Raw genomic sequence first — 22996 nt, forward strand, 5'->3', positions numbered from 1 at the left:
CTTATCTGGGGGGCTGGCTGGCGATGGGGCTGGCCGGGTTAAAATATGTGTTGCCCGAAAGGCTGTCCTTGTAGGCCGCAATCATCATCCGGCGCTCTGCGGTGCTGAGCCGCCCTTTTGCAACCGCCTGTTCCACCGTCCGGCGGAAGGCATCAAGGCAGGCGCTCGGGTCGTATTCGAAGTAAGACAGCACCTCTGCGATGCTGTCGCCCTCGGTTTCATGTTCGATGGTGAAACCACCTTCGCCATCCAGTGAAATCGTCACGACAGGGGCATCCCCAAAGAGGTTGTGCAGATCCCCCAGCGTTTCCTGATAGGCGCCGATGAAAAAGACACCGATATGATAGGTTTCATCGTCGCGCAGCCTGTGTACGGGCAGGGCATCGCCAATGCCTTCTGCCAGAACAAAGCGGTCGATCTTGCCGTCGCTGTCGCAGGTGATATCACTGAAAACCGCTTGCCTGTCCGGTGGCTCGTTGAGCCGCTGGATCGGCATCATCGGGTGCAGCTGATCAATCGCCCAGACATCGGGCAGCGATTGGAACAATGAAAAATTGCCGTGATAGTAGTCGACGAAAGGCCCGGCCTGTGGGTGCACGCTGCCGCGCGGCCCGTCCAATTCGGTCGCTTTTTTAAAACAGGCGTTCAGATACAGAAAGCTCTGCTCCGCCCGGGCCATCTGTGCCAGACCAATCTGGCCACGCCGGAAGAGGGCGCGCAGTTCGTCGCGGTAATAGACCGCGTCGTTGAAGGCCTCCTGCATCCGCGTGCCGTTGATATAGCCTTCAACCGCCAGCAAATCGCTCAGCAAATGATGATCATCCGCAAGAGCGGTCGGCTTGTCCGGGCTGTCGTATAGGGTGGTTTCCAACACATCGAAGATGAAAATGGAGGAATGCGCCACGACATATCTGCCGCTTTCCGTGACCAGAACGGGGTGCGCCAGCCCGGCCGCATCCATCGCGTAGCGCAGCGTTTCGGCAATGTTGGTGCAATACTCCTGCACCGTGTAGTTGACCGAATTTCCATCCGAACACCGCCCGCCGGTGTAATCCACACCCAAGCCCCCGCCCAGATCGATATGCGTCAGCGGTGCCCCCATGGCCGTCAGTTCGGCATAGAACCGGCAGGCTTCCGCGGTGGCCCGGCGGATGTCGATGATGTCCGGCACCTGCGAGCCAAGGTGCGTGTGTTGCAACACCAGGCAATCGAGAAACGCGGTGGCTTTCAGCTCCTCCATCAACGTAACCAGATCCAGCGCACCAAGGCCAAAGGCAGACCTGTCTCCGGAAGAGGCCTGCCATTTACCGCCGACCCGCTCGGTGAGCTTGACGCGCACTCCCAGCAGAGGCCGGATGCCTAAGGATGTGGACACGCGGCGAATGATGTCGAACTCGCGCAGGCTCTCGATCACGATGATCGTGTTGAAACCCGCCTTGCGGGACAGGAGCGCCAGCCGGATGAACGCTTCGTCCTTGGCGCCATTGCAGATCAGCAATCCTTCGTCTGAAAGAGACTGTGCCAGGGCGATCATCAGTTCCGGTTTCGAACCAACTTCCAACCCATAGTGAGAGCTCCGCCCGACCTCTACCAAGCGTCCGATGACCTCTGCCTGCTGATTGACCTTGATCGGAAAAACACCGCGGTAGACGCCCTGATATCCCACCTCTGCAAAGGCCGCCGCAAAGGCCGCATGCAGGCGCTTCAGTGATCTGTCCAGAAAAGGCTGCACCCGCAACAGGATCGGCGCTGAAATGCCGCGCTGGTTCAATGCGTCGACGATCTGGGGCAAGGACACCGGCGGTGCGCTCGGCTCTTCGGTTTGGCACAGCGCCACGGCGCCGCTTGGGTCGACCGTGAGCAGACCGTCGCACCACTGCGTCATCCCATAGGGGGCCGCAAAGTCGATACACGCATCCTTCATCGCAGGGTTTCACCCATAGCGAGAACATGAGCGCATGGCATTACAATCGCAATCATCATCACGTTGCTGCTTTATAAACTGGGGTTTCCTGCTGGGATGCGCTGCTCTCTTGAAAGCACGTCGGGCGCATGACCGGGCGTTGGATGTTTATGTATGGGGCGTTGTCGCACAACTCAAGGTATATCTGGTCCGGTCGGCTGTTTTTCGCAAAGACCGATCATGCGTGGCCGTCTCTGCCTCCTCGGCGGGATCAGTCACCGATGATATTGCACAAAAGGTTTGCCCGCGAGATCGCCAAAAACCACCGGTGTCCGGTACAGCGCGCTGAGGCTGTCGGTTGTCGCCACCTCTGTCAGCGGGCCTTCGAAAGCGATGCTGCCCTTGTCCAGCGCCACGACATGATCGGCCCAGCTGATGGCGTAGTTGAGATCGTGCAGCACGATCACCACGCTCTTTCCCTCCCGATCCACCTTCTCGCGCAACTGCGTCATCAGGCAGCGCGCATGGTGCAAATCCAGGTTGTTTAAAGGCTCGTCCAGCAGCAGCCAGTCAGTATCCTGCGCGCTGGCCATGGCGATGAACGCACGCTGCCGCTGGCCGCCGGAGACTTCATCGAGAAACCGATCCTGTAACCCGATCAGGTCAAAATGGGACAGCGCTTCGGAAATCTTCTCCTGATCTTTTGGTGTCGGACGGCCATGGTTGTATGGCCAGCGCCCGAACCCAACCAGGTCGCGGATGCGAATGCGGCTGGCCACGCCAAGCTGCTGGCCCACAACGGCCATTTTGAGCGCGCGCGCAGGGGCAGTGGTTTTGGCGAGGTCCAACCCGCCCATCGTGATGCGCCCGCGATCAAAGGGTATCTGCTGAGAGATCAGGTGTAACAGCGTCGACTTGCCCGCGCCATTGGGGCCGATCAACGCCGTGATGCGCCCTGCGGGCAGGGTGACGTTGATATCATGCAGAATGGGTGTCCCCGCGATGCTGTAGGTCAGCTCTGATACTTTGATCATCTGATGCGCCCCCGTGCGAGAAGGATGAGAAACAACAGCCCGCCGCTGAATTCGATCACCACCGCCAGCGTGGATTGCAATTGCAGGATCCGTTCAAAGACAATTTGCCCGGTCACGAGGATCAGGGCGGCGATCAGGGCGGCGGCGGGCAGCAGAAGCTGGTGCCGGTGGCTTTGCATCAGGCTGTGGGCGAGGCTCGCGACCAGCAGTCCCAGAAAGGTGAGCGGCCCGACGAGCGCCGTCGACACGGAGACGAGCGCGGCAATGGCACAGAGCATCTGGAACTGCAGGCGATCATAGGCGAGGCCCAACCCCCGTGCCTGCGCACGGCCAAGCGCCATGACATCCAGAATTGCATGGTGCCGCCAGAGCCAGAGCCCGATCCCCGCCAGCAGCACAACCGACGCCACCAGCGCGCCGCTGTCAACGGCGCCGAACCGGGCAAACATCGCGCCCTGGACCATGGTGAACTCGGACGGGTCCATCAGCCGTTGAACGAATGCGGTGATCGAGCGAAACATCAGCCCCATGACCACGCCGACGAGGATCATCAACTGCACATCTTGGCGGGTGCGGTGCAGGATGGCCGCAAACAGGAAGACCGCCGCGCCCATCATCACGATGGTTTCCAGCGCAAAGCTGCGGAGCGGTGACAGCTGGGCATAGCCAAAACCGCCAAGCGCAAAGACAAGGCCGGTTTGCAGCAGAATGAACAGCGCATCGAACCCCATGATGGAGGGGGTGAGGATACGGTTGTTGCTGAGGGTCTGGAACAGCACCGTTGCGGTGCCAATAGCGAGGCCGACGCATACCAGTGCGGCCAGTTTGGTGGCGCGCAGTTCAAGGATGAACCAGACCTTGCCCTGCAGCCCCCAGATCAGGAACAGGGCCATGGCCGCCAGCAGCGCCCCCGCAATCCAGATCAGCCGTTTGTCAGGCATGTGACCGCCGGCCCAGCAGCATCCGCAGGAACAGCACGGCGCCGAAAATACCAAAAATCGTGCCCGCCGGGACCTCGTAGGGATAGCGCACGATCCGTCCGATCATGTCAGACAGCAGCACGAGGCCTGCGCCCAGACCTGCCACGACAGGGAGGCTTTCGCGCAGGTTGTCGCCCATGATCCGCGAGACGATATTGGGCACGACCAACCCGATGAAGGGCAGCATGCCGACCGTGACGATGACCAGCGCAGAGACAAGGGCAACCGTGACAACCCCCAGGGCCAGCACCTGACCGTATCGCAGCCCCAGGGTCAGGCTTGTCGCGCGCCCCAGACCTGCAACGGTGAATTGATCCGCGGCCAGATAGGCCAGCAGCGTCAGTCCGCCCGCCAGCCAGAGCAGTTCATACCGCCCGGCCAGAACGCCGGAGAATTCGCCGTTCATCCAGATGGCGAGATACTGGATCAGGTCCGCCTGAAACGCGATAAATGTTGCCGCTGCACCCAGAATGCCGCCGTAGATCAACCCGACCAGCGGGATCAGCAGCGGTTGTTCTGGCGGCAGTCGGCGGGTCAGTGCGAGAAATCCGACCGTGCCCATAAGCGCGGCGCCCGCTGCAATGCCCATCTTACCAAGGATCGGCCAGGAGGGTGCCCAAATCGTAACGGCCAGCAGCCCAAGCATCGCCGCCTCAGATGTACCGGTCGTGGCTGGTTCGACAAAGCGATTGCGGACCAGCAGTTGCAAGATGAGTCCGGCCACCGCCATGCTTGCGCCGGTCAGCAGGGCGGCCAGCGTGCGCGGCATGCGACTGATGATCAGGAGCTGCAGTGCTTGCGGATCATCGCGCAGCGCAGCAAAGGAAAGCTGTCCCACACCGATGAAAAGGCTCAGCCCTGCCAAGAGGATCAAGCCGACACCGGTCGCAATATAGGGATGCGCAGCCCGCCAGTGCCTGACCCGCCCGTCAGCCACCTGTCTCGAACCCGGCGCGCATGCGATCCAGCGTTTCCATCATGGACTGAATGCCGCCGCCCGCAATATACACATTGGCGGCGTTGAGATGGATGACCTGCCCTGACCGCCATGCCGTTGTGCCCGCGACCAATGCATTGTCCAGCGTGGCGGAGGCTGCAGCACTTGTCTGGCCGAGGGCGCTGGCACGGTCGATCACGATCAGCCAGTCGGGGTCGGCCTGCGCGATGAACTCAAAGGAGATCGCCTCGCCGTGGGTCTGGGCATCGACACCGGGGGCCGCTTCCGGCAAATCCAACCCCCGGTGCAACCAACCGAACCGTGATCCCGCCCCGTAGGCGGAGATCTTGGGGCCATTGGTCATAACGATCAGCGCGTCGCCCCGGCCTGTGATGCTGGTCCGGGTCTTCTCCAGTTTGTCGGCAAAGGCGTCGGCGAGTTTGGCGGCCTTTTCTTCCGTGCCGGTCAGTTCCCCATAGGCCTCAAGACGGGCCAGCGCCTGTGCGATATGGTCATCCCCCCAAATGGTCATATCGAGGGTGGGGGCAATCTCTGAGAGTGGTGCGACCTGCGTGGAGGAGCGCCCGCCCGCAATGATCAGATCCGGGGCCAGATTGGCGATCGCCTCGAAGTCGGGCTCAAAGAGCGATCCAACCTGTGTTGCCTGCGCCGCGGCATCTTGCAGATATCCCACATAAACAGGGGCAGGGACACCCGCCACGGGCACGTCGAGCGCGTCAAGCGTATCGATGGCCGCAATATCCAGCGCGACAATACGCTCCGGCGGCGCGGCCACGGTCATCTCTCCGGTAGCGGTCTCAACCGTGACCTCAGCAGCGGTCGAGGTGGCGCCAAGAAGACTCGCAAAAATCAGGGGAAGGGGTTTGAAAAACGCCATACGAAACCTCCGGGTGGGCAGGGTTTGTCGGCTGGCATTTGCTGGCTGATGAACTTGCCCTGCGGGAATATCGAGTTGCAGCGAGGGGGTCCAGCAAATAATCTGACGAAAACAATCGGGAAATAGAGATGCCACATCTGACCGGAACCTTTGCCACACCGCATGCCACGAAATACATGATCCAGCTCTGCAAACACTGGTCACACAAGGGACCGGCAAAATGGGATGACGACACCGGATCGGTCACGCTGCCTTTTGGTGATGTGGCCTTTGCGGCTTCCGGTGACGTGCTGACGGTCGATGTCGATATCAAGGATGGCACCGATGCCGCCACCGTGAAACAGGTCGTCGACAGCCATCTGCAGCGTTTTGCCTTTCGGGAGGGGTTTGAGACAATGGCGTGGTCAGACACCGAGTGAAATAGGAGACGGCGCCGTAATTTTTTAATCTTGAGTAAATCACTAAATTATGATTTGCGTGCCGCGCGGCAGCCAGATCAAGCCCGATCAAAGCGACCACCAACGGAATCAAACAGGGGTGGTGCGGCATGTCGCGATCAATAACAGTTTTTCTCGTCTCAACAGGTCTGGGGGCCACGGGCGTCATGGCGCAGGACGGGGGCCTGATTGAGCTTGACCCGATCTCGGTGGAAGCCCAGGACACAACCGGCGACGGCGGCAACACCATCGCCATAGACAGCGAAACGCTGGCGCAACAAAACCCGTCGGACCTTCAGGATCTGTTCAAGAGCGAGCCGACAATCTCGGTTGGCAGCTCGATCCCCGCGTCGCAAAAGCTCTATGTCAACGGCGTGGAGGAAACCAATCTGTCGGTGACGATTGACGGCAATCGCCAGAACAACAAGATTTTCCACCACAATGCCACGACGCTGATTGATCCGGCGCTGCTCAAGGCGGTTCGGATTGAGCCGGGCGTCGCCTCGGCAGATGCCGGACCGGGCGCGCTCGCCGGGTCCATCGCCTATGAAACCAAGGACGTCGATGATCTGTTGGCGACTGACCTGAATTTCGGTGGCTCCGTGAAGCAGGAATACGACTCCAACGGTGATGTCTTTACGACCAGCACATCGCTCTACGGACGCTCCGGCGCCTTCGAATACCTTGGGTTTTTCAAATATGCCGACGGTGGCACGCGCGAAGACGGGGACAATCAGGACATCATTGGGTCCGGCACCGGTCTTGTTAGCGGTCTGGGCAAGATCGCTTATCAGGGCGAAACCGGTGACCGGTTCGAGCTGTCCTACGAGCGCGTCATTGATGATGAACTGCGGCCCTACCGCGCCAACATCGGTCAGGTTTTCGGTGGCAGACCGGTTCCGTTGACACGCAACTACGATTTGGATCGCCAGAACCTTGTCTTCACCTATACCGACGAGACGCCGACCGGGTGGTGGGACCCGAAAATCTCGCTTGGGTACAGTGTGACCGACCTTGATATCGTCGAGCCGGATCAGCGGACATTGGGCACGACAGAAAGCATCAACGCCGTCATCCAGAACCGGTTTCCGGTGCGGACAGGGTCGGTGACCGCCGGGGTGGATTTCTTTTCCGACACGGCTGAGCTGGACTATCAGGAGTTTGCGACGCCCGCCAATAATGAAGCGGGCAGAGAAAAAGCGGATAACATCGGCGTCTTTGTGCAGGCGCGTCTGGAACCTACGGATCTGACCCGGCTATCCTTTGGGGCGCGGGCCGACCTGAACGAGTTTGAAGGCGTTGATGGTTCCCGCACAAGCCGCTCCGGTCTCTCGGGAAACATCTCCGGGGAGTATGATCTCACCAACCAGATCACCGTCAGCGCCGGTGCTTCTCATATCTGGGGCGGGGTGGCCTTGGCTGAGAACTTTATCATCAATCCGACATGGACCTATCCAGCGGAAGGCATCACCCCGGTGACCTCCAACAACATCTTTGCGGCCGTGGATGCCGCGTTTGGACCTTGGAACCTGGATGGCAAAATTTTCCGCACAGACCTCAACAACGCGCGGATCCCAGACAATCGGGGCAGTGCGGCACTGACCACCAATCTACGCTCAGAAGGGTTTGAACTGGGCGTGGGCTATCGCTGGCAGAGCGGTTTTCTACGTGTGGGCTATGCCAACATCGATACCAGCATCAATGGCACCACATCCGATTCAGATACCGGGCGCTACCTGACAACACCAATTGGCGAAATCCTGAGCATCGCTGTGGTGCAGAGCTTTGACAATCATGGCATCCGTATCGGTGCCGACGCGCAAATCGTGCTGGAAGAAACCGATACCTTCAACCCCGATACCGGCTTGGCCGGCCCTGCGCTGCCCTCCTACGAGGTGCTCAATGCCTTTGTGGAGTACAGGCCCAAGGCACGGGAGAACCTCACCCTGCGCGCGGAAATCAACAACGTTTTTGACGAAACCTACGCCAGCCGTGCAACCTACGGGCAGGAGTTCAGCAATGTCACACCGCTCAATGAACCGGGGCGTTCATTCGTGCTGAGCGCAGAGTTCACGTTCTGAGCGGACATGCTTGTCACACTACCCATCGCGTAGCTGCTACCAACTATGCGATGGGCTTCGTCAGAAAATGAGTGTTCGAGCGGGGAGGGCAGCGAGATTTCGGTATCGTTGGTGGTTCAGTCGTTGATCTGCGTGTCGGCGTCTCCCATGGATGGGAAACATGACACGCTGAGATATTCCTGACGCAGGCGGTTGTGGAATACCTCGATGCAGGCTTTGCCTGTTGGTTCCCACGGCGATAAGAAGTGCAACCCGGCTTTCTTCAAGAGGATCCCTTGGTTGAGCAATCGACGAGCGAACTCACGGCCACGACCGCAATTGCGCCAACGACAGCCGTCCGTCATCACTTCGCCGGAGACCAACCCGATGCCCGTTTTACGTCTTTCTTTTCGAGTGATGCGATGGCGGTTCCCAATAGGATCAGAGGCAGCGCAAACAGAAAGCTCGTTGAAAGCGAGAGCCTGAAAATCAGCAGGTCCGTCAACGTGGGCCAAAACAGGGCGACATACTCGAATTGTGCGCGCCATTTTGCCTCGGCGTAGCGGAGCGAGGGCTATTGCAATGCGGGAAAACCCGCCGAGAAGGCCGGTCTTGATTGGCAAAAGAAGTTTTCCGCCGCTTGGCGAAGCCACACCAAGACGCCAGATCTCCTATGTGCCCAGCACTAACTTAAGGAAGAAAGCGCGTTTGCGCCCGGGATTTCCCTCGCTTGACCAGTCGGACCCGCCTGCTTTCACTATGATGGCGCGAGCATCACCCGTTTCTGTAGGATGCCTTTCGAGTCCCATCGGAGGGTTCGCAAATCGGAGGGGGTTTTGCAAAAAAGACCGTCAAAACTCATCCCACCCGTCGTCCTGTCCTGACGCGTGTTCGGTAACCTGTGCCGATTCCGCCCCCACTGCCTGCTTTACCGTGGTGGACGTTGCACGCGGTGGCGCGGACACCTGTTGAGCGGTCCTGCTATCCTTCATTTGGTGGACATTGGACGTCGGCTTCGCCTCGTCGATCCGGAAGAAACTCACCAGTTCGCGGAGCTGAGATGCACGTTCGGCGAGTTGCGTCGCCGAAGCCGCGCTTTCCTCAGCCCGAGCCGCGGTCTGCTGTGTCGTGCGATCAATATCTGACACCGCCTGCGTCACTTCGGTGATCCCGGTGGCCTGTTCCTCGGACGCAGTCAGGATGTCACCAATGCTGGTCACGACCTCCCGGACACCCTCGACGATCGTGGACAGGGACTCGCCGCTGCGATTGACCAGATCGGCACCCTCGGTGACCTGACGGTTGCTGGTCGAGATAAGCTCATTGATGTCGCGTGCGGAGTCCGAGGAGCGTTGCGCAAGCGCCCGTACTTCGGATGCGACCACCGCGAAACCGCGTCCTGCATCCCCGGCACGTGCCGCCTCCACGCCCGCGTTCAAGGCCAGCAAATTCGTCTGAAACGCAATGCCGTCGATCACCTCGACAATCTTGCCGATTTCGGCGGTGCTTGCTTCAATTCGCTGCATTGCTGCGATGGCGTCTGTAACAACCGCACCCCCTTTCTCCGCGTGTCGAGATGCGCTGTCTGCCGCTTCATTGGCCGTTTGAGCGTTGCTGGCCGTGCTTTTGACGGCCGCCGATATCTCTTCCATCGCGGCGGAGGTCTGTTCCAGACTGGCCGCCTGTCTTTCGCCCCGCGCGGACAGATCGGCGGAGCTTGATGCGATTGCCTTTGTCTCCTCCGCGATGTCCTCAGACGCCCCGAGAATGCCCACGACCAGCTCTTCCAGCCGGACCATGGTGTCGTTGAACGCCGTTTTCAGAACGGCAAAGTCGCCAGTGAGCGTGTCAGGCAACCGAACCGCCAGATCCCCTTCGGAAAGGGCCATCAAGCCGTTTGAAAAAGCGTCCATCGCATGTTTGCGATCCGTGAGTTCGGCCGCATATTTGACAACCTTGTAGGGCTTGCCACCCGGATCGAGGATGGGGTTGTACGTCGCCTGTATCCAAACCTCCCCCCCGTCTTTTGCAATGCGTCGATACTCGTCCGCAACGAATTGACCCCTGCGCAACGTTTCCCAAAACTCACGATATTCCTCACTTTTGGCATCGACCGGATCGACAAAAATTCGGTGGTGCTTTCCCTTTACCTCCTCAAGACTGTATCCGAGCGTCTTGAGGAAATTCTCGTTGGCATGCAGGATGTGTCCGCTAAGGTCGAATTCGATCACGGCCTGCGACTTGGATATCGCCGCAAGTTGTCCCGCAGCATCGGTCGTCATCATTTTGGATTCGGTGATATCGCTGGCAAATTTCACGATCTTCACCGGTTCACCGGAAGGATCGAGAATAGGGTTGTAGGTCGCCTGGATCCATATTTCCTGGCCATCCTTGGCAATACGCATGAACTCGCCAGCGTGGAACTTACCGGCGCCAAGCGTCTCCCAGAATGTGCGATACTCGGCGCTGTCTGCATAGTCCGGGGTGACGAACATTCTGTGATGGCGACCAGCTATTTCATCGAGTGAATATCCAAGTGTTTTGCAAAAATTCTCATTCGCGGTGAGGATCGTGCCGTCCAGGTTGAATTCGATCACGGCTTGAGATGTCGAGATTGCGTCGAGTTGCCCGGCAAAGTCAGCCGCCCGCTTTTTTGCTTCTGTCACGTCGATGGCAAACTTGACGACCTTGATCGGCTTGCCAGCCTCGTCGAACACCGGGTTGTAGGAGGCTTCGATCCAGACGGTGCTTCCATCTTTGGCCACGCGCGCGAAGTCGCCGCTGTGAAATTTGCCCTGTCCAAGCTTGTCCCAGAAAGCTTTGTAGTCGGCGCTGTTGGCATACCCCTCGGTCACAAAGATCTTGTGATGCCGCCCCTTGATCTCCTCCAGAGCGTAGCCCATCGTTGCAAGGAAATTCTCGTTCGCGTCTAGGATGTGACCATTCAGATCAAACCAGATGATCGCTTGAACCCTGTCGAGCGCGGACACGACCGCCACTGCGTCACGTACCTGAGCCTCATTGAAACCGATCTGATTTTTTTGACCGAATAACTTCATATCTACCTCACAATGGACCGCAAGGCGTCGATTGACCGTCACCTCGAACCACGAAGACAGACACTAAAAGCGTTACAATACTGCTAAATTAAAACTTTTAGTCTCAGTAGGCCGAATAGAAGTCAATGACTTCATGTGATGCCCAAGCATTTCCAATCTTCCGCGCAACAGGGCGCGGCGTTGGGCATCTCGCTCGTGCAACAGATACCGTGTCGAGTGCACGCATCCACCGGTATCTGGACTTAGTCTCCATCAGGATGTTCTGGCTTTCCTAAAAATGCGTCTACGAAAGCTACTCTTAGGGCTGTCCGGGCAAGTTCGAACCGGTAGTATACGTCGCACGCGCGGCGAACGTCGGTAAAGCGGGCTGCGTTTGCAGCATCCGACGCCCTAAACAACCGGTTTTTATGCCGCAACGCCGCAAACACGTAGTCAGGCCCATTTACCCGATGCGGCGCTGTGAACGAATGGCTGTTATCGCAAGGCGCGTGCTGGCTATACGAGCTTAGGCAGCGCTTTCTAAATCTTGATGACAATATTGCCGATGGTAGATTTGCAGTCGACGGCATCGTGTGCCTGGGCGACTTGATCCAGAGAATAGCAGGCATGGATCCGTGCGTGAATGGTGCCCGCGGTGAGCATCGTGGTGAGGTCCGCAATGGCACGGTCCAGAACATCGCGGGGCAGCATGAACACGATGAAAAACGCCATGCGCATTTGCTGGACCACCGCTTCGACCATGGGGAAGTCGCCCGTGAAAGCCTCCGAGCCATAGGCCGCCACGAACCCGCCGTTGCGCAGCAGGCGTGGCAGCGAGGTCGCGTTCGCTCCGAGATTGACCTCTATGATGTGATCGACGCCGGTGTCGTCGGTGATGTCGTGCACGCGGGCGATGACATCCTCACGCTTGTAGTTGATGACGTGGTGCGCCCCGCTTTCGGCGGCCGCGCGCGCCTTGTCGTCCGAACTGACCGTTGCGATCACCGTGGCCCCCTTGGCTCGGGCAATCTGGATCGCGTAGGCGCCGACAGCGCCCGCGCCGCCCTGCACAAGGATTGTCTTGCCCTCGACAGCACCATCTATCGTAACCGCGTGGTAGGCCGTCAGTAGAGGCACGCCGAAGGTCGCCGCCTCTTCAAATGAAACACTATCCGGCAGCGGAACGGCCTGTGTTTCAGCGATCACCGCGTATTCGGCTGCGGTGCCGTCAGTGCCACCCCATTGCGTGGCATACAGCCACACGCGCTGCCCGATCCGGCTCTGAGACACGCCTTCTCCGACCGCTTCGATGACGCCCGCACCATCGTGATGCGGCAGGATGTGTGACCACTCCCCCTGGATCGGAAAAATGCCGGCCCGGGTTTTTGTGTCCGTTGGATTGATCCCCGAGGCCCGTATCCTGACCAAGACCTCACCGGGTTTGGGCTGTGGTTTGTCGATGTCGACGATCTCCAGCACTTCGGATGCGGGTCCTGTTTCCCGGTAGATGACGGCTTTCATGCTCATGGCTCCTGACGTGAATTTCATTGCGGCAAAGCCGACCCGTCCGGGTCAGCACGAAAAACTGCTGACCCGGGTGCGACCGGTGTGATTTTTGGGGCGTTGTTTAGCGCGCCGGGGCGGGCACGCGGATCGGACAATCGATGAAATAGGTCCAGCCGCCATGATCCATCTGTTTGACGACCTCGGTCGAGACGCCGCCGCCCAAAGCATTGCCATCACGGTCCTCTACAGTCCATTCACCTTGCAGGATCGCAGTGTCGCCATTGATCATTTCGCCGGAGACGGTGCCTTTCAAATGGACGCGGTTGGTGACGAAATCGCGGAAGATGTCCCTCACACCGGCATGGCCCTCCATTGGCTGTCCGTCAGGGTCCATCGCCACCCGGCACTCCGGATGGAACATCGAGACGACACCCTCCAGATCGCCCTCTCTGATGAATTCTGCCACGCGCTCGACAATCTGGTGCGGGCGCTCGGCGATTTTGCGTTTGGCTGTTACGGTCATGTGTTTGGTCCTTGGGTCGGTGTTTCGGGGGTCAGGCAAAGAGCGCGGGCGTCACGTCGGGTGGCGTGTTGTCGATGTCGAAGAGCAGTTTCCAATCGCCTGCCGCGTTACGCCGATAGGCCAGCAGGACGCGACCGGTCAGGTGGGCATCCTTGGGCGGTGCGACGCCCTGGGGTGGCTCGAAGTAGTATGCTCCCAGAAGCACGGCCATGTTGCCTTCGATGAACGCCGCCTCTTCCTTGTGGTGCAGCGTGCCATCAATGGCCTCGAAGGCCTGCATGTACCACGGCTTGATCTGGTCGACGCCGCGCATCAGGGGGGCGCTGGCATTGGCGTAGATGCTCTCGGGATCGTAGAGCGCAAAGAGCGCATCGATGTCTTTGGCGTTGAATGCTGCCAGCCAGGTGCTGAGGTTCTCGCGAACCCGGTCGATCTCGTTTGTGTCCAGCATGGGACCCCTTTCTACACTGCGCTGCGCCCCGTTCGGGCCGCTGGTTGAGCGACTCATCTCGATGTGTCAGGGTGACAGGTAGCAATCAGTCAACCTGCGTTCTACATGCAGCTTTGTGTGTTACTTACATCTATGTAAGTGAGATAATGGAAAGCGATGGACATGCCCTTTGAATTTGACCTCGACACCAGCGTCGATGACTGCCCGGTCGAAGTCGCCGTCTCGATGATTGGCGGCAAATGGAAGCCGGTGCTGCTGTTTCATCTGATGATGGGGGCGAAGCGGTATTCTGAGCTGCAAAGGCTCGTACCGCGGGCATCAGATCGCATGCTGACCCGGTCGTTGCGCGAGTTGGAAGAAGCGGGCCTTGTGAACCGCGAGGTCTTCGCCGAAGTGCCTGTAAGGGTCGAATATTCGCTCACTCATGACGGCGAAACGCTCTATCCTATTCTGGTTGAGATGAGCAAATGGGGTACGAACCGGCAGAAGGCCTGAAGCGGCTGTCCCGAGAAACCCGCCGCCAGTTCAGTATCGGGATACGAGCGCGACATGCGCCCGCGATGCTCCATGTGACAAGGCCGCTTTCTTGTCATTTGATGAATGCCGCTGCCATCGGGGCCCGAAGATGCGGGAAAGCCTAGACGGCATTGCCCCAAAAAATCCCACCGAGTCATCCCACATAGCCTTTGCCTTTCCTGAACGCGAGAAACGTGCCAGCTGGCGGAGTGCGTTCAACTTGCTGGATGCGCGCTGAGCAAGACAGCAGAGCATGATGTAGACGAAGCCGTTTGCCTCGATAGCCCGGATGATAGGGAGCTGGGAGCGTATTGCGATGGCTGCAAATCTAATTGGAGCCGTCGCGAACATGGTGGCTCGGTGGCTGTGAGCGAACCGCCCAACGTCGATGCGCTATAGCTGGGTGACCGAAAGGCGACATCTCACTTCAGGCTGCCAGCAATGGGGCGCCATTTCTCACGAGTCAAAGGTATCGAGCGATACCTCTCTCCAAGTGTCGACAGATACATGAAAGATCATGTATTTTTCCGGTATGGATTTCCCTCTGCCCGAAGCGCGCTATGCCCAGCTTGAAGAATTTGAAGCCGCAATTCGAGATGTTTGTGGGGCCTTCTCGATCAAATCACACCAAAACGCATCGCAAGTTCTGAGCCATGTGTCGATACGTGAATTTGCGGCTCTGGACATTGCATGCATCGGACACGACGTAGCAGAGGTTCAGCGGACCCAGAAAGAAATCCGGGAAGACGCGGGCGACTACTACTTCATGATTGTGCAGCACGAGGGCCGTGTCGGCATTTCTCAGAACGATCAGGAATGCTGGCTGGACCCTGGGGACATGGCGATTGTCGATGCCGCGAGGCCATCGCGTTTCTGCTTTGATGGCGGATACTCGGGACAAATCTCAGTGCATCTGCCCCGAGCAGAGATGGACCAGCGGTTCGGGCGTCGGATCAGTGGCGGCATACAGATTCCCAAAGAGGATATGCTGGGTGTCGCGATGCGCTCCATTCTCGCGAAGCTGATGGCAGACCCTGACAAGGCGGAACAGCACGTGCGCGAAGCCTTCTTTGGTGTGCTGGGCGCATTTCTTACAGAACGACACCTTGGCGAAAGACCGATAAACCCCAATAGATTGATCATTTCTCGCGCGATCTCATTGATGTCCGAACACTTTCGGGACCCGGCATTCACCACTGCGGTACTTGCAGACCTGCTTGGGATTTCATTGCGCCGCTTGCAGCGGGCATTTCACACAATTGATGAAACGCCGCACATTCGGTTGCAGAGAATCCGGATCGAACATGCGCATAGGGCGATCATGCGGACTCCGATTGGGCAGGGTGCGGCCAGTATTTCGACAATTGCATTTTCGAGCGGCTTTGGTGATCTCTCCACGTTTTACCGTTCATTCAAAAGCCGCTACGGCACATCCCCGAAAAAACATGCCGGTCGCCTCCTGCAGTGAGATTTGACGTCTCATGCAAAGACAGACGGCAATCAAGTTGTAGAATCTCGCTTCAGAAAGCTGGTCGCGGTGTCAGAGCGCGGCACGAGGGAGACAGATATGACAAAGAAACAAGACAGAATGGACCGCCGGGGTTTTTTGAAATCAGGCGGCGTGGCTTCCGGTGTGCTGACCCTTGGCGGTGGTCTTTGGGGGGCGTCCGTGAACACCGTAGCGGCGCAGACAGGGACTTTTGACTATGTTGTCTGTGGCGCCGGATCTGCCGGTTGCGTATTGGCAAATCGCCTGACCGAGGACGGCGCGAGCGTCCTGTTGATCGAAGCGGGCGGGCCGGATAACTCCGAAGCCATCTCCACGCCGTTGCGCCTGATCGAGCTGTGGCAGTCGGAGTTCGACTGGGGGTACCTGACAGCCCCGCAGAAGCATCTGAACGGCAATCAGGTCTACTGGCCGCGCGGAAAGACGCTGGGCGGATCAAGCTCTCTGAATGGCATGATCTACGTGCGCGGTCACGCGTCGGATTATGACAGCTGGGCCTATCAGGGCAATCCGGGCTGGGATTACAAGAATGTCCTGCCGTACTTCAAGAAATCCGAGGATTTTGACCGGGGCGCAGACAAGTATCACGGTGCCGGTGGTCTGCTGCGTGTGACCACGCAATATGAACCGCACCCGACAACCAAGGCGATTGTCGATGCCGCCGTCGAGGCTGGCATTCCATTCAATGAAGACAACAATGGTGCCGACAGTGAAGGCGCCGGGTTCACCCAGTTGAACACCAAGGATGGCAAGCGTCATTCGACCGCTGTCGCCTTCCTGCGCCCGGCGCTGGAGCGGAGCAATCTGAACCTGATCACCAATGCCCGCGTCAAAAACGTCGTCATGGACGGCACCACGGCCACGGGCGTGACCTACATTCAGGACGGTCAGGAAATGACTGTCACCGCCGCGAAAGAGGTGATCCTGAGCGGTGGTACGCTGGAATCCCCGCGTATCCTGATGTTGTCCGGCATCGGGGAAGCCGCGCAGCTTGAAGAACACGGCATCGCGGTTATCCACGATCTGCCCGGCGTGGGCAAAAACCTGCATGACCACACGCTGGTGCCAATGATTTATGAAGGCTCGGTCGATTTGCCGCCGCCCTCTGATCCGACATTGCAGCCGCTGCATGGGCAGGCCTTTATCCGGTCCCACCCGGATCTGCTCGCCCCCGATATGCAGCCCCTGTTCTTCCACGTACCGACCTACGCACCAAATCAGGAACCTGTGACGCCAAATGCCTACACGCTGAACGCCGCAGGCGTGAACCCGACCAGCCGGGGCGAGTTGCGTATCACCGGGTCGAGTGTCGATGATCCGCTGATGATCGACCCGCATTTGCTGGAAACCCAGTATGACGTCGACATCATCGTCGAAAGCATGAAGATCAACCGCAAAATTGTGGAGCAGCCGTCACTGGCTGCGATTACCAAGCGGGAGATCTATCCGGGACCGGATGTGCAGACAGACGGAGAGCTGGCCGACTACGCGCGCAACACGATGTTCTCTTATCATCACCAGGTCGGGACCTGCAAAATGGGCCATGATGAGATGGCCGTTGTTGATCACGAGTTGAAGCTGCACGGCATTGCCGGGCTTCGGGTCGTTGACGCCTCGATCATGCCGCGTGTGACAACCGGGAATACCAATGCGCCAACGATCATGATCGCCGAGAAAGCGGCAGATGTGATCAAGACCAGCTAGGGCACCAAATGCGAAGAGGGAGCCAAGCTGATCGGGTTGGCTCCCTCTTACTGTTTTGTAGAAGTCAGATTTGGACCGCGTGCAGGCTGGCTGTCCGGTCTCGGCGGTAGAATTCAATCTTGCTGATGTCAACCTCTACGCCGCTGCCCGGTCCTTCGGGTATCGTGACGCTGAAGTTTTGGTAGGTGAGGGGGGTCTGAAGAATTTCATCTCTGAACAGAAGCGGGCCAAACAGCTCCGTTCCCCACGCCAAATGCCGAACCGTCGCAAAGAGCTGGAGCGCGGTGGCTGTACTGACGCCGGACTCCAGCATCGTCCCGGCGTAAAGGCCAATATCGGCCGAGCGGGCGATGGCCACAACCTCGGCTGCACGCTTCAGGCCGCCCGACTGTGCGATCTTCACCGCGAAGACATCTGCCGACCGGTCCGCGGCCAGACGCAGCGCGTCTTTGGGTCCCTGCAGCGCCTCATCTGCCATAACGGCAATATTGATACTGTCGGTCAGCGCTTTCAGGTTGGAAATCTGATCTGCTGGGATCGGCTGTTCCACAAGATCGCAGCCAACGTCCTGCAGCCCCGCAAGGCCCCACCTGGCGTCGGACAAGGACCACGACTGGTTCACGTCCACACGAACGCTGGCCTTGTCACCGAGAGATGCCTTGATTGCCGCCACATGGGCCACGTCATCACGCACCGGTCGCTTGCCGATCTTGAGTTTGAAGATGTTGTGGCGGCCGGTCTCAATCATCTGCTGTGCTTCAGTGATATCGGTCTGCGAGTTGCCGCTGGCCAAGGTCCATGCCACAGGCAGGCTGTCGTGCAGGGCACCCCCGAAAAGCTGCGCAATCGGTTGATCCAGTCGCCGCGCCAAGCCGTCCCACAGAGCCATTTCAACGGCCGCCCGCGCGATGGGGTTGCCGCGCACGGTCGTCTCGATCACGGCCAAAGCCGCGTTGATGTTGTCGCCCTCAAGTCCCGAAATCGCGGGCGCGATGTAGCTGTCGATGGCAAGTCTGATGCTTTCGGGGCTCTCCGCGCAGTAGCGCATGCCGCCGATGGTCGTTCCTTCGCCCCAACCGTCTGATCCATCCTCAAATCGAAGGCGGACAAGCACGATGGATTGTACGGTCATCGTCGTCATGGACAGCACGTGTCCCCGTATCGTGGGAATATCAATCAGGAACGTTTCGACACGGTCAATCTTCGGCACGACTTCACCTTGTTATTAATAGGAACTGTCCGACAGATGCCTTTTGTACGGACGTGTGTCGATGATGCCGGCGGTCTGACGTAATACCCAAAGCTCACGCAGATCAGATCGTCTTGCGCGCTACCGATTGCGCCAGGGTGACAAGGTTGCGCACATGGATGCCCTGCTCATCAATCCGGTAGTTCACGGACAGCTCAGTCTGGGCAAGCTCCGGTGCAATTCTGTGAAAGCGCACGCCGTTGCGCTGCGCGGAGCCGACAGACGCCGGCACCACGCACACACCTTCGCCAATTGCGACAAGGCTCAGCGCGGTTTGCAGGTCCATTGTGAAAACGCGGTTGCTGATCGAGACCCCCTGTGCCTCACAACTCTTGAGCACGAAATCCGCAAAGCTTGGGCGGGGAAATTCCGGATAGAGGATGAAATTCTGATGTTCGACATCTGCCAGCCGAACGCTTGCGTTGCCCGTTGCCAGCAGTGTGTCCGGCGCCGCAAGGACAAGTGGTTCTGAGCCAAGCGAGCGCGTCACGAATTCGCTGTCTTTCAAGGCGGGCCGTGCAAAGGCCGCGTCAATCTGGCGCGACACCAAGGCACGGTGCAATTGTGCGTTGTTCATCGGGATGAGGCTGAGGTTCACATCCTTGTAGTTGGCCCGGAAAGACTTGATGATATTCGGCATTATCCCGAAGGTGGCGGAGCCCACAAACCCGATGCGCAGGCGCCCTTCGGCCCCTTGTCCGATCCGCTTTATCTCCAACTTGATGTCTTCAAGTTCTCGTAACACAGCCGCGCCGCGCTCCCGCAGCTTTTCGCCAGCCTGGGTCAGGGTGATCGCATTGCGACCACGGTTGAACAAGGTGGCCCCCAACGCCTCTTCTATTTGCTTGATCTGCCGCGACAGGGGAGGCTGAGCGATGTTCAGGCGTTCGGCGGCGCGGCCAAAATGCAGCTCCTCCGCGACGGCCATGAAATAGGTCAGTTGCTTGATGTTCACGTCGGTGCCCAGTTGATGCCGTTACGTGTCTGATACCACAAAAAAACCCCCGCCGAAGCGGGAGTTATTTGTTTTGGGAGAGCCGCTATTCCGCCGCGATAGATTGATCCGCCGCCTGCGCCTTCAACACAAAGTCGAAATCGACATGAAGGTCAGTATCAATGCCGTCCGGCGCTTTGTTGAATTTGGCAACGAGGCTTTCTTTCACCGCGAACACGCTGTCGTTGTCGAGATAGGCGCTATCAGCGTCGTAGATCTGGCTGACCAGCGTGCGGTAGCCGTCCTTGGACAGGATGAAGTGCATATGGCCGGGGCGATTGGGGTGGTGCCCCATGAATCGCAGCAATTCGCCGGCCGTTTCGTTATCCGGGATCGGGTAAGGGACCGGACGCACGGCACGGAAGGCATAGTGCCCATTCTCATCGGTTTCGAAACGCCCGCGCAGGTTGTAGTCGGCCTGGTCGTTGTCATGATTCTCATAGAGCCCGTTCGGTGCATCCTCCCAGACGTCGATGGTCACACCGGAGATCGGCGCGCCAGATGCATCGCGGACGTGCCCTTCGAAGTGGACGGATTCCTCGTTGTCGAAATGGGTCTGAACCGTCGACGCGCCTTTGGGCAGCACGGGTGGATTCTCACGATAAAACGGGCCCAGAACAGTAGATTCGCTTTCCGTGCCCTCAATGGGATTCGACAGCATGTCGACGAGGACTTCGACGCCCAGAATATCGCCAAGAAGGATGAATTCCTGACGCTTGTCGTCACAAACAGCACCGGCACGGGCGAGAAACATGCAGGCGTCGATGAACTCATTGTGCTGCAGGTTCACGTCTTTGCAGAACCCGTGCAAGTGCTTCAGCAGCGCCGTCATGATGTCCCGTTGCCGCTCGGTGACGTCGCCGTTCTGGCCAAGCGATGCGATAACCGTGTCGGTGATATTGTCGATTGTGACTTTGCTCATATTCTCGATCTCCCTAATCTGTCGCAAACTTGCGCCGATCATTTCTGATGCGTCTGCCCGGTCCAATGCTTGCTACGGTATCGCGCGATACTCGGGACGCCAATAAGAGGCGTACCTCCGCGGCATTGGTATCAATAGATACCTCCACAGCCATTGCTGAGGCGTATTGGTAGACCGCAAGTAAGCTCAAAGACCAATACGAAACGGGGGTAAAAAATGCTCGAAACACTGCGGGAAATGCAGGCGCGCGTGAATGGTTTGCCGCATCTGAACAGACTGGGTCGGCTCTTTTCCTGTACCGTGCTTTTGAAGATTGATGACGCGGAGTTCTATCTGACCTTTGAGAAAGGCCAGCTCACTTCGCTTTTTGAGGGACCGAGCCGCAAGACGCCTTGGCAGTTCTCGCTGACCCTCGACGCAAACGCGCTCCAGAAGTTCTGGGAGCCGCATCCCGCGCCCGGATTTCACGACATCTTTGGCCTGGTCAAAATCGGACGCGCCACCGTCGAGGGAGATATCCTCTTGCTGGTCAAGAATTTGCGCTTCTTCAAGGAGTTCATGGCGCTCGCCCGGCAGATGGAGCAAACCACATGAGCGCGATTGAACCGATTGTCGGCCGCTATGTGACAGTGGATCTGAATGGGGTCGCGCACCGTATCTATTTTGAGGAGGCGGGGCAGGGGCGCCCTGTCCTCTGCCTGCACACGGCCGGAGCCGATACACGGCAGTGGCGTCACTTGATGAACGATGCCGGGATCACCGCTGCGAACCGTCTGATCGCCTTTGACATGCCGCGCCATGGCAAGTCCTTGCCGCCCGAAGGGTTCGAGACCGAAGAGTACCTGCTTACCACAGAGGCCTATATCGAAACGGTCCTCGCAGTGTGCACGGCTCTTGAATTGGAGCGCCCTGTTCTGGCGGGCTGTTCGATGGGCGGGCGGATTGCATTGCAACTCGCCGCACTGCATGCGGACCACTTTAGCGGCTTCGTCGCCATTGAGGCATCCGATTTTCAACCCGCGTGGTATGATATCGACTGGTTCGACCGGCCCGATGCCCATGGTGGCGAAATGGGGGCGGCGCTGGTTTCGGCCAATATCTCACCCCACGCGCCCCATGCCGAACGCTGGAATACGCTATGGATGTTCATGCAGTCTGGCCCCGGTGTATTTCGCGGCGATCTCAGCTTCTATACACGCGACGACAGCCTCATTGGGCGGTTGGGGGACATCGACACGCAGAAGACGCCGGTGCATCTGATCGTGGGGGCCTATGATCTGACCTGCACACCGGAAGACGCAAAGCGCACAGCAGATGCGATAGATGGGGCAACCCTTACGGTGATGGATGAACTGGGTCACTTCCCGATGAGCGAGCATCCTGATGGTTTCCGACCCTTCTTTGTGGATGCCTTGGATCGGATGCCTCAATGAAATCTCCTTGCATCATTTGTGTCGCGATTACGGGATCTCTCCCGACCAAAGCGAACAATCCGGCGGTTCCGATCAGCATCGCAGAACAAATCGAGAGTACGCAGCAGGCCTTTGAAGCCGGTGCGAGCATTGCGCATTGCCATGTACGTGACGATGCTGGGCAACCCACCTCAGATCCCGAACGGTTCGCTCAGCTGATGGAAGGGCTGCGGACCCATTGCCGTGGCATGATCGTGCAGTTTTCGACCGGCGGCCGATCCGGGGCAGGTCGCGAGCGGGGCGGGATGCTGCCTCTCTCACCGGATATGGCATCGCTTTCCGTCGGCTCGAACAACTTCCCAACCCGAGTCTACGAAAATGCGCCGCACCTCGTTGACTGGCTGGCGTCGCAGATGAAGATCCACCGGGTGAAGCCCGAGATCGAAGCGTTTGATCTGTCCCATGTGGTCCAGGCCTGCAAGATGGCAGATGACAAGCGGCTGAGGGCGCCGTTGTATGTCCAGTTCGTGATGGGCGTGCAGAACGCAATGCCGGCAGATGAGCGCGTTCTTGATTTCTATATTGAAACGTTGAAGCGCTTCGCTCCCGATGCGCAGTGGTGTGCCGCAGGGATCGGGAAAGAGCAGATCGTCGTCAACGAATGGGCGATCGCCAAGGGCGGGCATACGCGTACCGGGTTGGAAGACAATGTGCGTCTGAACAGGGATGTGCTTGCCCCGTCAAACGCGGCCCTTGTGGAAAGAACAGTTGCGATCTGCGCAGAGCATGATCGTCCAGTCGCGACGTGGCAGCAAGCGCGGGCGATTCTTGGGCTGGAACAACCGCAAAACTAACCTGTCAGTGCGCGCTGGGTATGAGCCAATACTCTTTCAATCATGGTCAGGGCGCATCTTCATCGCCATAA

The 22996-nt window shown here is 58.6% G+C and carries 21 protein-coding genes; 8 read left to right on the forward strand and 13 right to left on the reverse strand.

From position 1 onward, the window contains the following. Position 1: 1 nt before the first annotated feature. The 5 genes from speA to ISX84_RS02135 all read right to left on the reverse strand — a co-directional run bounded on the left by speA (position 2) and on the right by ISX84_RS02135 (position 5752). Positions 2 to 1924 (reverse strand): biosynthetic arginine decarboxylase, encoded by a 1923-nt coding sequence (gene speA / locus ISX84_RS02115; protein ID WP_195818667.1) that lies wholly within the window; start codon positions 1922 to 1924, stop codon positions 2 to 4. A gap of 254 nt (positions 1925 to 2178) precedes the next feature. Continuing rightward, the gene (locus ISX84_RS02120) at positions 2179 to 2937 is read right to left on the reverse strand and encodes an iron ABC transporter ATP-binding protein (protein WP_195818668.1); all 759 of its coding nucleotides are present in this window, start codon (positions 2935 to 2937) and stop codon (positions 2179 to 2181) included. Next, positions 2934 to 3878, reverse strand: coding sequence for an iron chelate uptake ABC transporter family permease subunit (locus ISX84_RS02125; RefSeq protein ID WP_195818669.1), 945 nt, complete (start codon positions 3876 to 3878; stop codon positions 2934 to 2936). Before ISX84_RS02125 ends, ISX84_RS02120 begins: the two co-directional genes overlap by 4 nt. Then, complete coding sequence (locus ISX84_RS02130; RefSeq protein WP_195819341.1) at positions 3871 to 4809, reverse strand: ABC transporter permease; 939 nt, start codon at positions 4807 to 4809, stop codon at positions 3871 to 3873. The genes ISX84_RS02125 and ISX84_RS02130 overlap by 8 nt, the downstream gene beginning before the upstream one ends. 37 nt (positions 4810 to 4846) lie before the next feature. Beyond that, on the reverse strand, positions 4847 to 5752 hold the full coding sequence (locus ISX84_RS02135; RefSeq protein ID WP_195818670.1) for a siderophore ABC transporter substrate-binding protein: 906 nt from the start codon (positions 5750 to 5752) through the stop codon (positions 4847 to 4849). A gap of 128 nt (positions 5753 to 5880) precedes the next feature. Here ISX84_RS02135 and ISX84_RS02140 point away from each other — a divergent pair, with 128 nt between their 5' ends. Continuing rightward, positions 5881 to 6171 carry a DUF2218 domain-containing protein gene (locus tag ISX84_RS02140; protein WP_195818671.1) on the forward strand — a complete coding sequence of 97 codons (291 nt, stop codon included), beginning with the start codon at positions 5881 to 5883 and terminating at the stop codon, positions 6169 to 6171. Between the two features lie 128 nt (positions 6172 to 6299). Continuing rightward, positions 6300 to 8270, forward strand: coding sequence for a TonB-dependent receptor domain-containing protein (locus ISX84_RS02145; protein WP_195818672.1), 1971 nt, complete (start codon positions 6300 to 6302; stop codon positions 8268 to 8270). A 116-nt stretch (positions 8271 to 8386) separates the two neighbouring features. Here ISX84_RS02145 and ISX84_RS02150 read toward each other — a convergent pair whose 3' ends face one another. The 5 genes from ISX84_RS02150 to ISX84_RS02170 all read right to left on the reverse strand — a co-directional run bounded on the left by ISX84_RS02150 (position 8387) and on the right by ISX84_RS02170 (position 13767). Continuing rightward, positions 8387 to 8902 carry a hypothetical protein gene (locus ISX84_RS02150; protein ID WP_195818673.1) on the reverse strand — a complete coding sequence of 172 codons (516 nt, stop codon included), beginning with the start codon at positions 8900 to 8902 and terminating at the stop codon, positions 8387 to 8389. Between the two features lie 198 nt (positions 8903 to 9100). After that, positions 9101 to 11308 (reverse strand): methyl-accepting chemotaxis protein, encoded by a 2208-nt coding sequence (locus ISX84_RS02155; protein ID WP_195818674.1) that lies wholly within the window; start codon positions 11306 to 11308, stop codon positions 9101 to 9103. A 519-nt stretch (positions 11309 to 11827) separates the two neighbouring features. Then, positions 11828 to 12808 (reverse strand): NADPH:quinone reductase, encoded by a 981-nt coding sequence (locus ISX84_RS02160; protein WP_195818675.1) that lies wholly within the window; start codon positions 12806 to 12808, stop codon positions 11828 to 11830. A gap of 106 nt (positions 12809 to 12914) precedes the next feature. Next, a complete protein-coding gene (locus ISX84_RS02165; protein WP_195818676.1) occupies positions 12915 to 13316 on the reverse strand; it encodes a YybH family protein in 402 nt (133 codons plus the stop codon). Between the two features lie 31 nt (positions 13317 to 13347). Beyond that, positions 13348 to 13767, reverse strand: coding sequence for a YybH family protein (locus ISX84_RS02170; RefSeq protein ID WP_195818677.1), 420 nt, complete (start codon positions 13765 to 13767; stop codon positions 13348 to 13350). 162 nt (positions 13768 to 13929) lie between these two features. Between ISX84_RS02170 and ISX84_RS02175 the strand changes: the two genes are divergently transcribed. The 3 genes from ISX84_RS02175 (at position 13930) to ISX84_RS02185 (ending at position 17494) form a co-directional block, all read left to right on the forward strand. Further along, positions 13930 to 14262, forward strand: a complete 333-nt coding sequence (locus ISX84_RS02175) for a winged helix-turn-helix transcriptional regulator (protein WP_195818678.1) — start codon at positions 13930 to 13932, stop codon at positions 14260 to 14262. Between the two features lie 538 nt (positions 14263 to 14800). Further along, entirely contained in the window at positions 14801 to 15751 is a 951-nt protein-coding gene (locus tag ISX84_RS02180) for a helix-turn-helix domain-containing protein (RefSeq protein ID WP_195818679.1), read from the forward strand. Between the two features lie 99 nt (positions 15752 to 15850). Then, complete coding sequence (locus ISX84_RS02185) at positions 15851 to 17494, forward strand: GMC family oxidoreductase (RefSeq protein ID WP_229884040.1); 1644 nt, start codon at positions 15851 to 15853, stop codon at positions 17492 to 17494. Between the two features lie 64 nt (positions 17495 to 17558). On the opposite strand, the gene ISX84_RS02190 is transcribed toward ISX84_RS02185, so the two are convergent. From ISX84_RS02190 to ISX84_RS02200, 3 genes are all read right to left on the reverse strand, one after another. Further along, positions 17559 to 18704 (reverse strand): muconate/chloromuconate family cycloisomerase, encoded by a 1146-nt coding sequence (locus ISX84_RS02190; protein WP_195818680.1) that lies wholly within the window; start codon positions 18702 to 18704, stop codon positions 17559 to 17561. A gap of 103 nt (positions 18705 to 18807) precedes the next feature. Beyond that, positions 18808 to 19698, reverse strand: coding sequence for a LysR substrate-binding domain-containing protein (locus ISX84_RS02195; protein WP_195818681.1), 891 nt, complete (start codon positions 19696 to 19698; stop codon positions 18808 to 18810). An 85-nt stretch (positions 19699 to 19783) separates the two neighbouring features. Then, a complete protein-coding gene (locus ISX84_RS02200) occupies positions 19784 to 20659 on the reverse strand; it encodes a dioxygenase family protein (RefSeq protein ID WP_195818682.1) in 876 nt (291 codons plus the stop codon). A gap of 216 nt (positions 20660 to 20875) precedes the next feature. On the opposite strand from ISX84_RS02200, the gene ISX84_RS02205 reads away from it, so the two are divergent. Genes ISX84_RS02205 through ISX84_RS02215 form a run of 3 tightly spaced genes read left to right on the forward strand, consistent with a single transcriptional unit; the run spans position 20876 to position 22925 of the window. Further along, positions 20876 to 21253, forward strand: coding sequence for a hypothetical protein (locus ISX84_RS02205; protein WP_195818683.1), 378 nt, complete (start codon positions 20876 to 20878; stop codon positions 21251 to 21253). Beyond that, the gene (locus ISX84_RS02210; protein ID WP_195818684.1) at positions 21250 to 22092 is read left to right on the forward strand and encodes an alpha/beta fold hydrolase; all 843 of its coding nucleotides are present in this window, start codon (positions 21250 to 21252) and stop codon (positions 22090 to 22092) included. Before ISX84_RS02205 ends, ISX84_RS02210 begins: the two co-directional genes overlap by 4 nt. Then, positions 22089 to 22925, forward strand: a complete 837-nt coding sequence (locus ISX84_RS02215; protein WP_195818685.1) for a 3-keto-5-aminohexanoate cleavage protein — start codon at positions 22089 to 22091, stop codon at positions 22923 to 22925. Before ISX84_RS02210 ends, ISX84_RS02215 begins: the two co-directional genes overlap by 4 nt. Positions 22926 to 22996: the final 71 nt, after the last annotated feature.

Origin of the sequence: Roseobacter sp. MH60115 (assembly GCF_015644665.1) — a bacterium.
Lineage (GTDB): Bacteria > Pseudomonadota > Alphaproteobacteria > Rhodobacterales > Rhodobacteraceae > Roseobacter.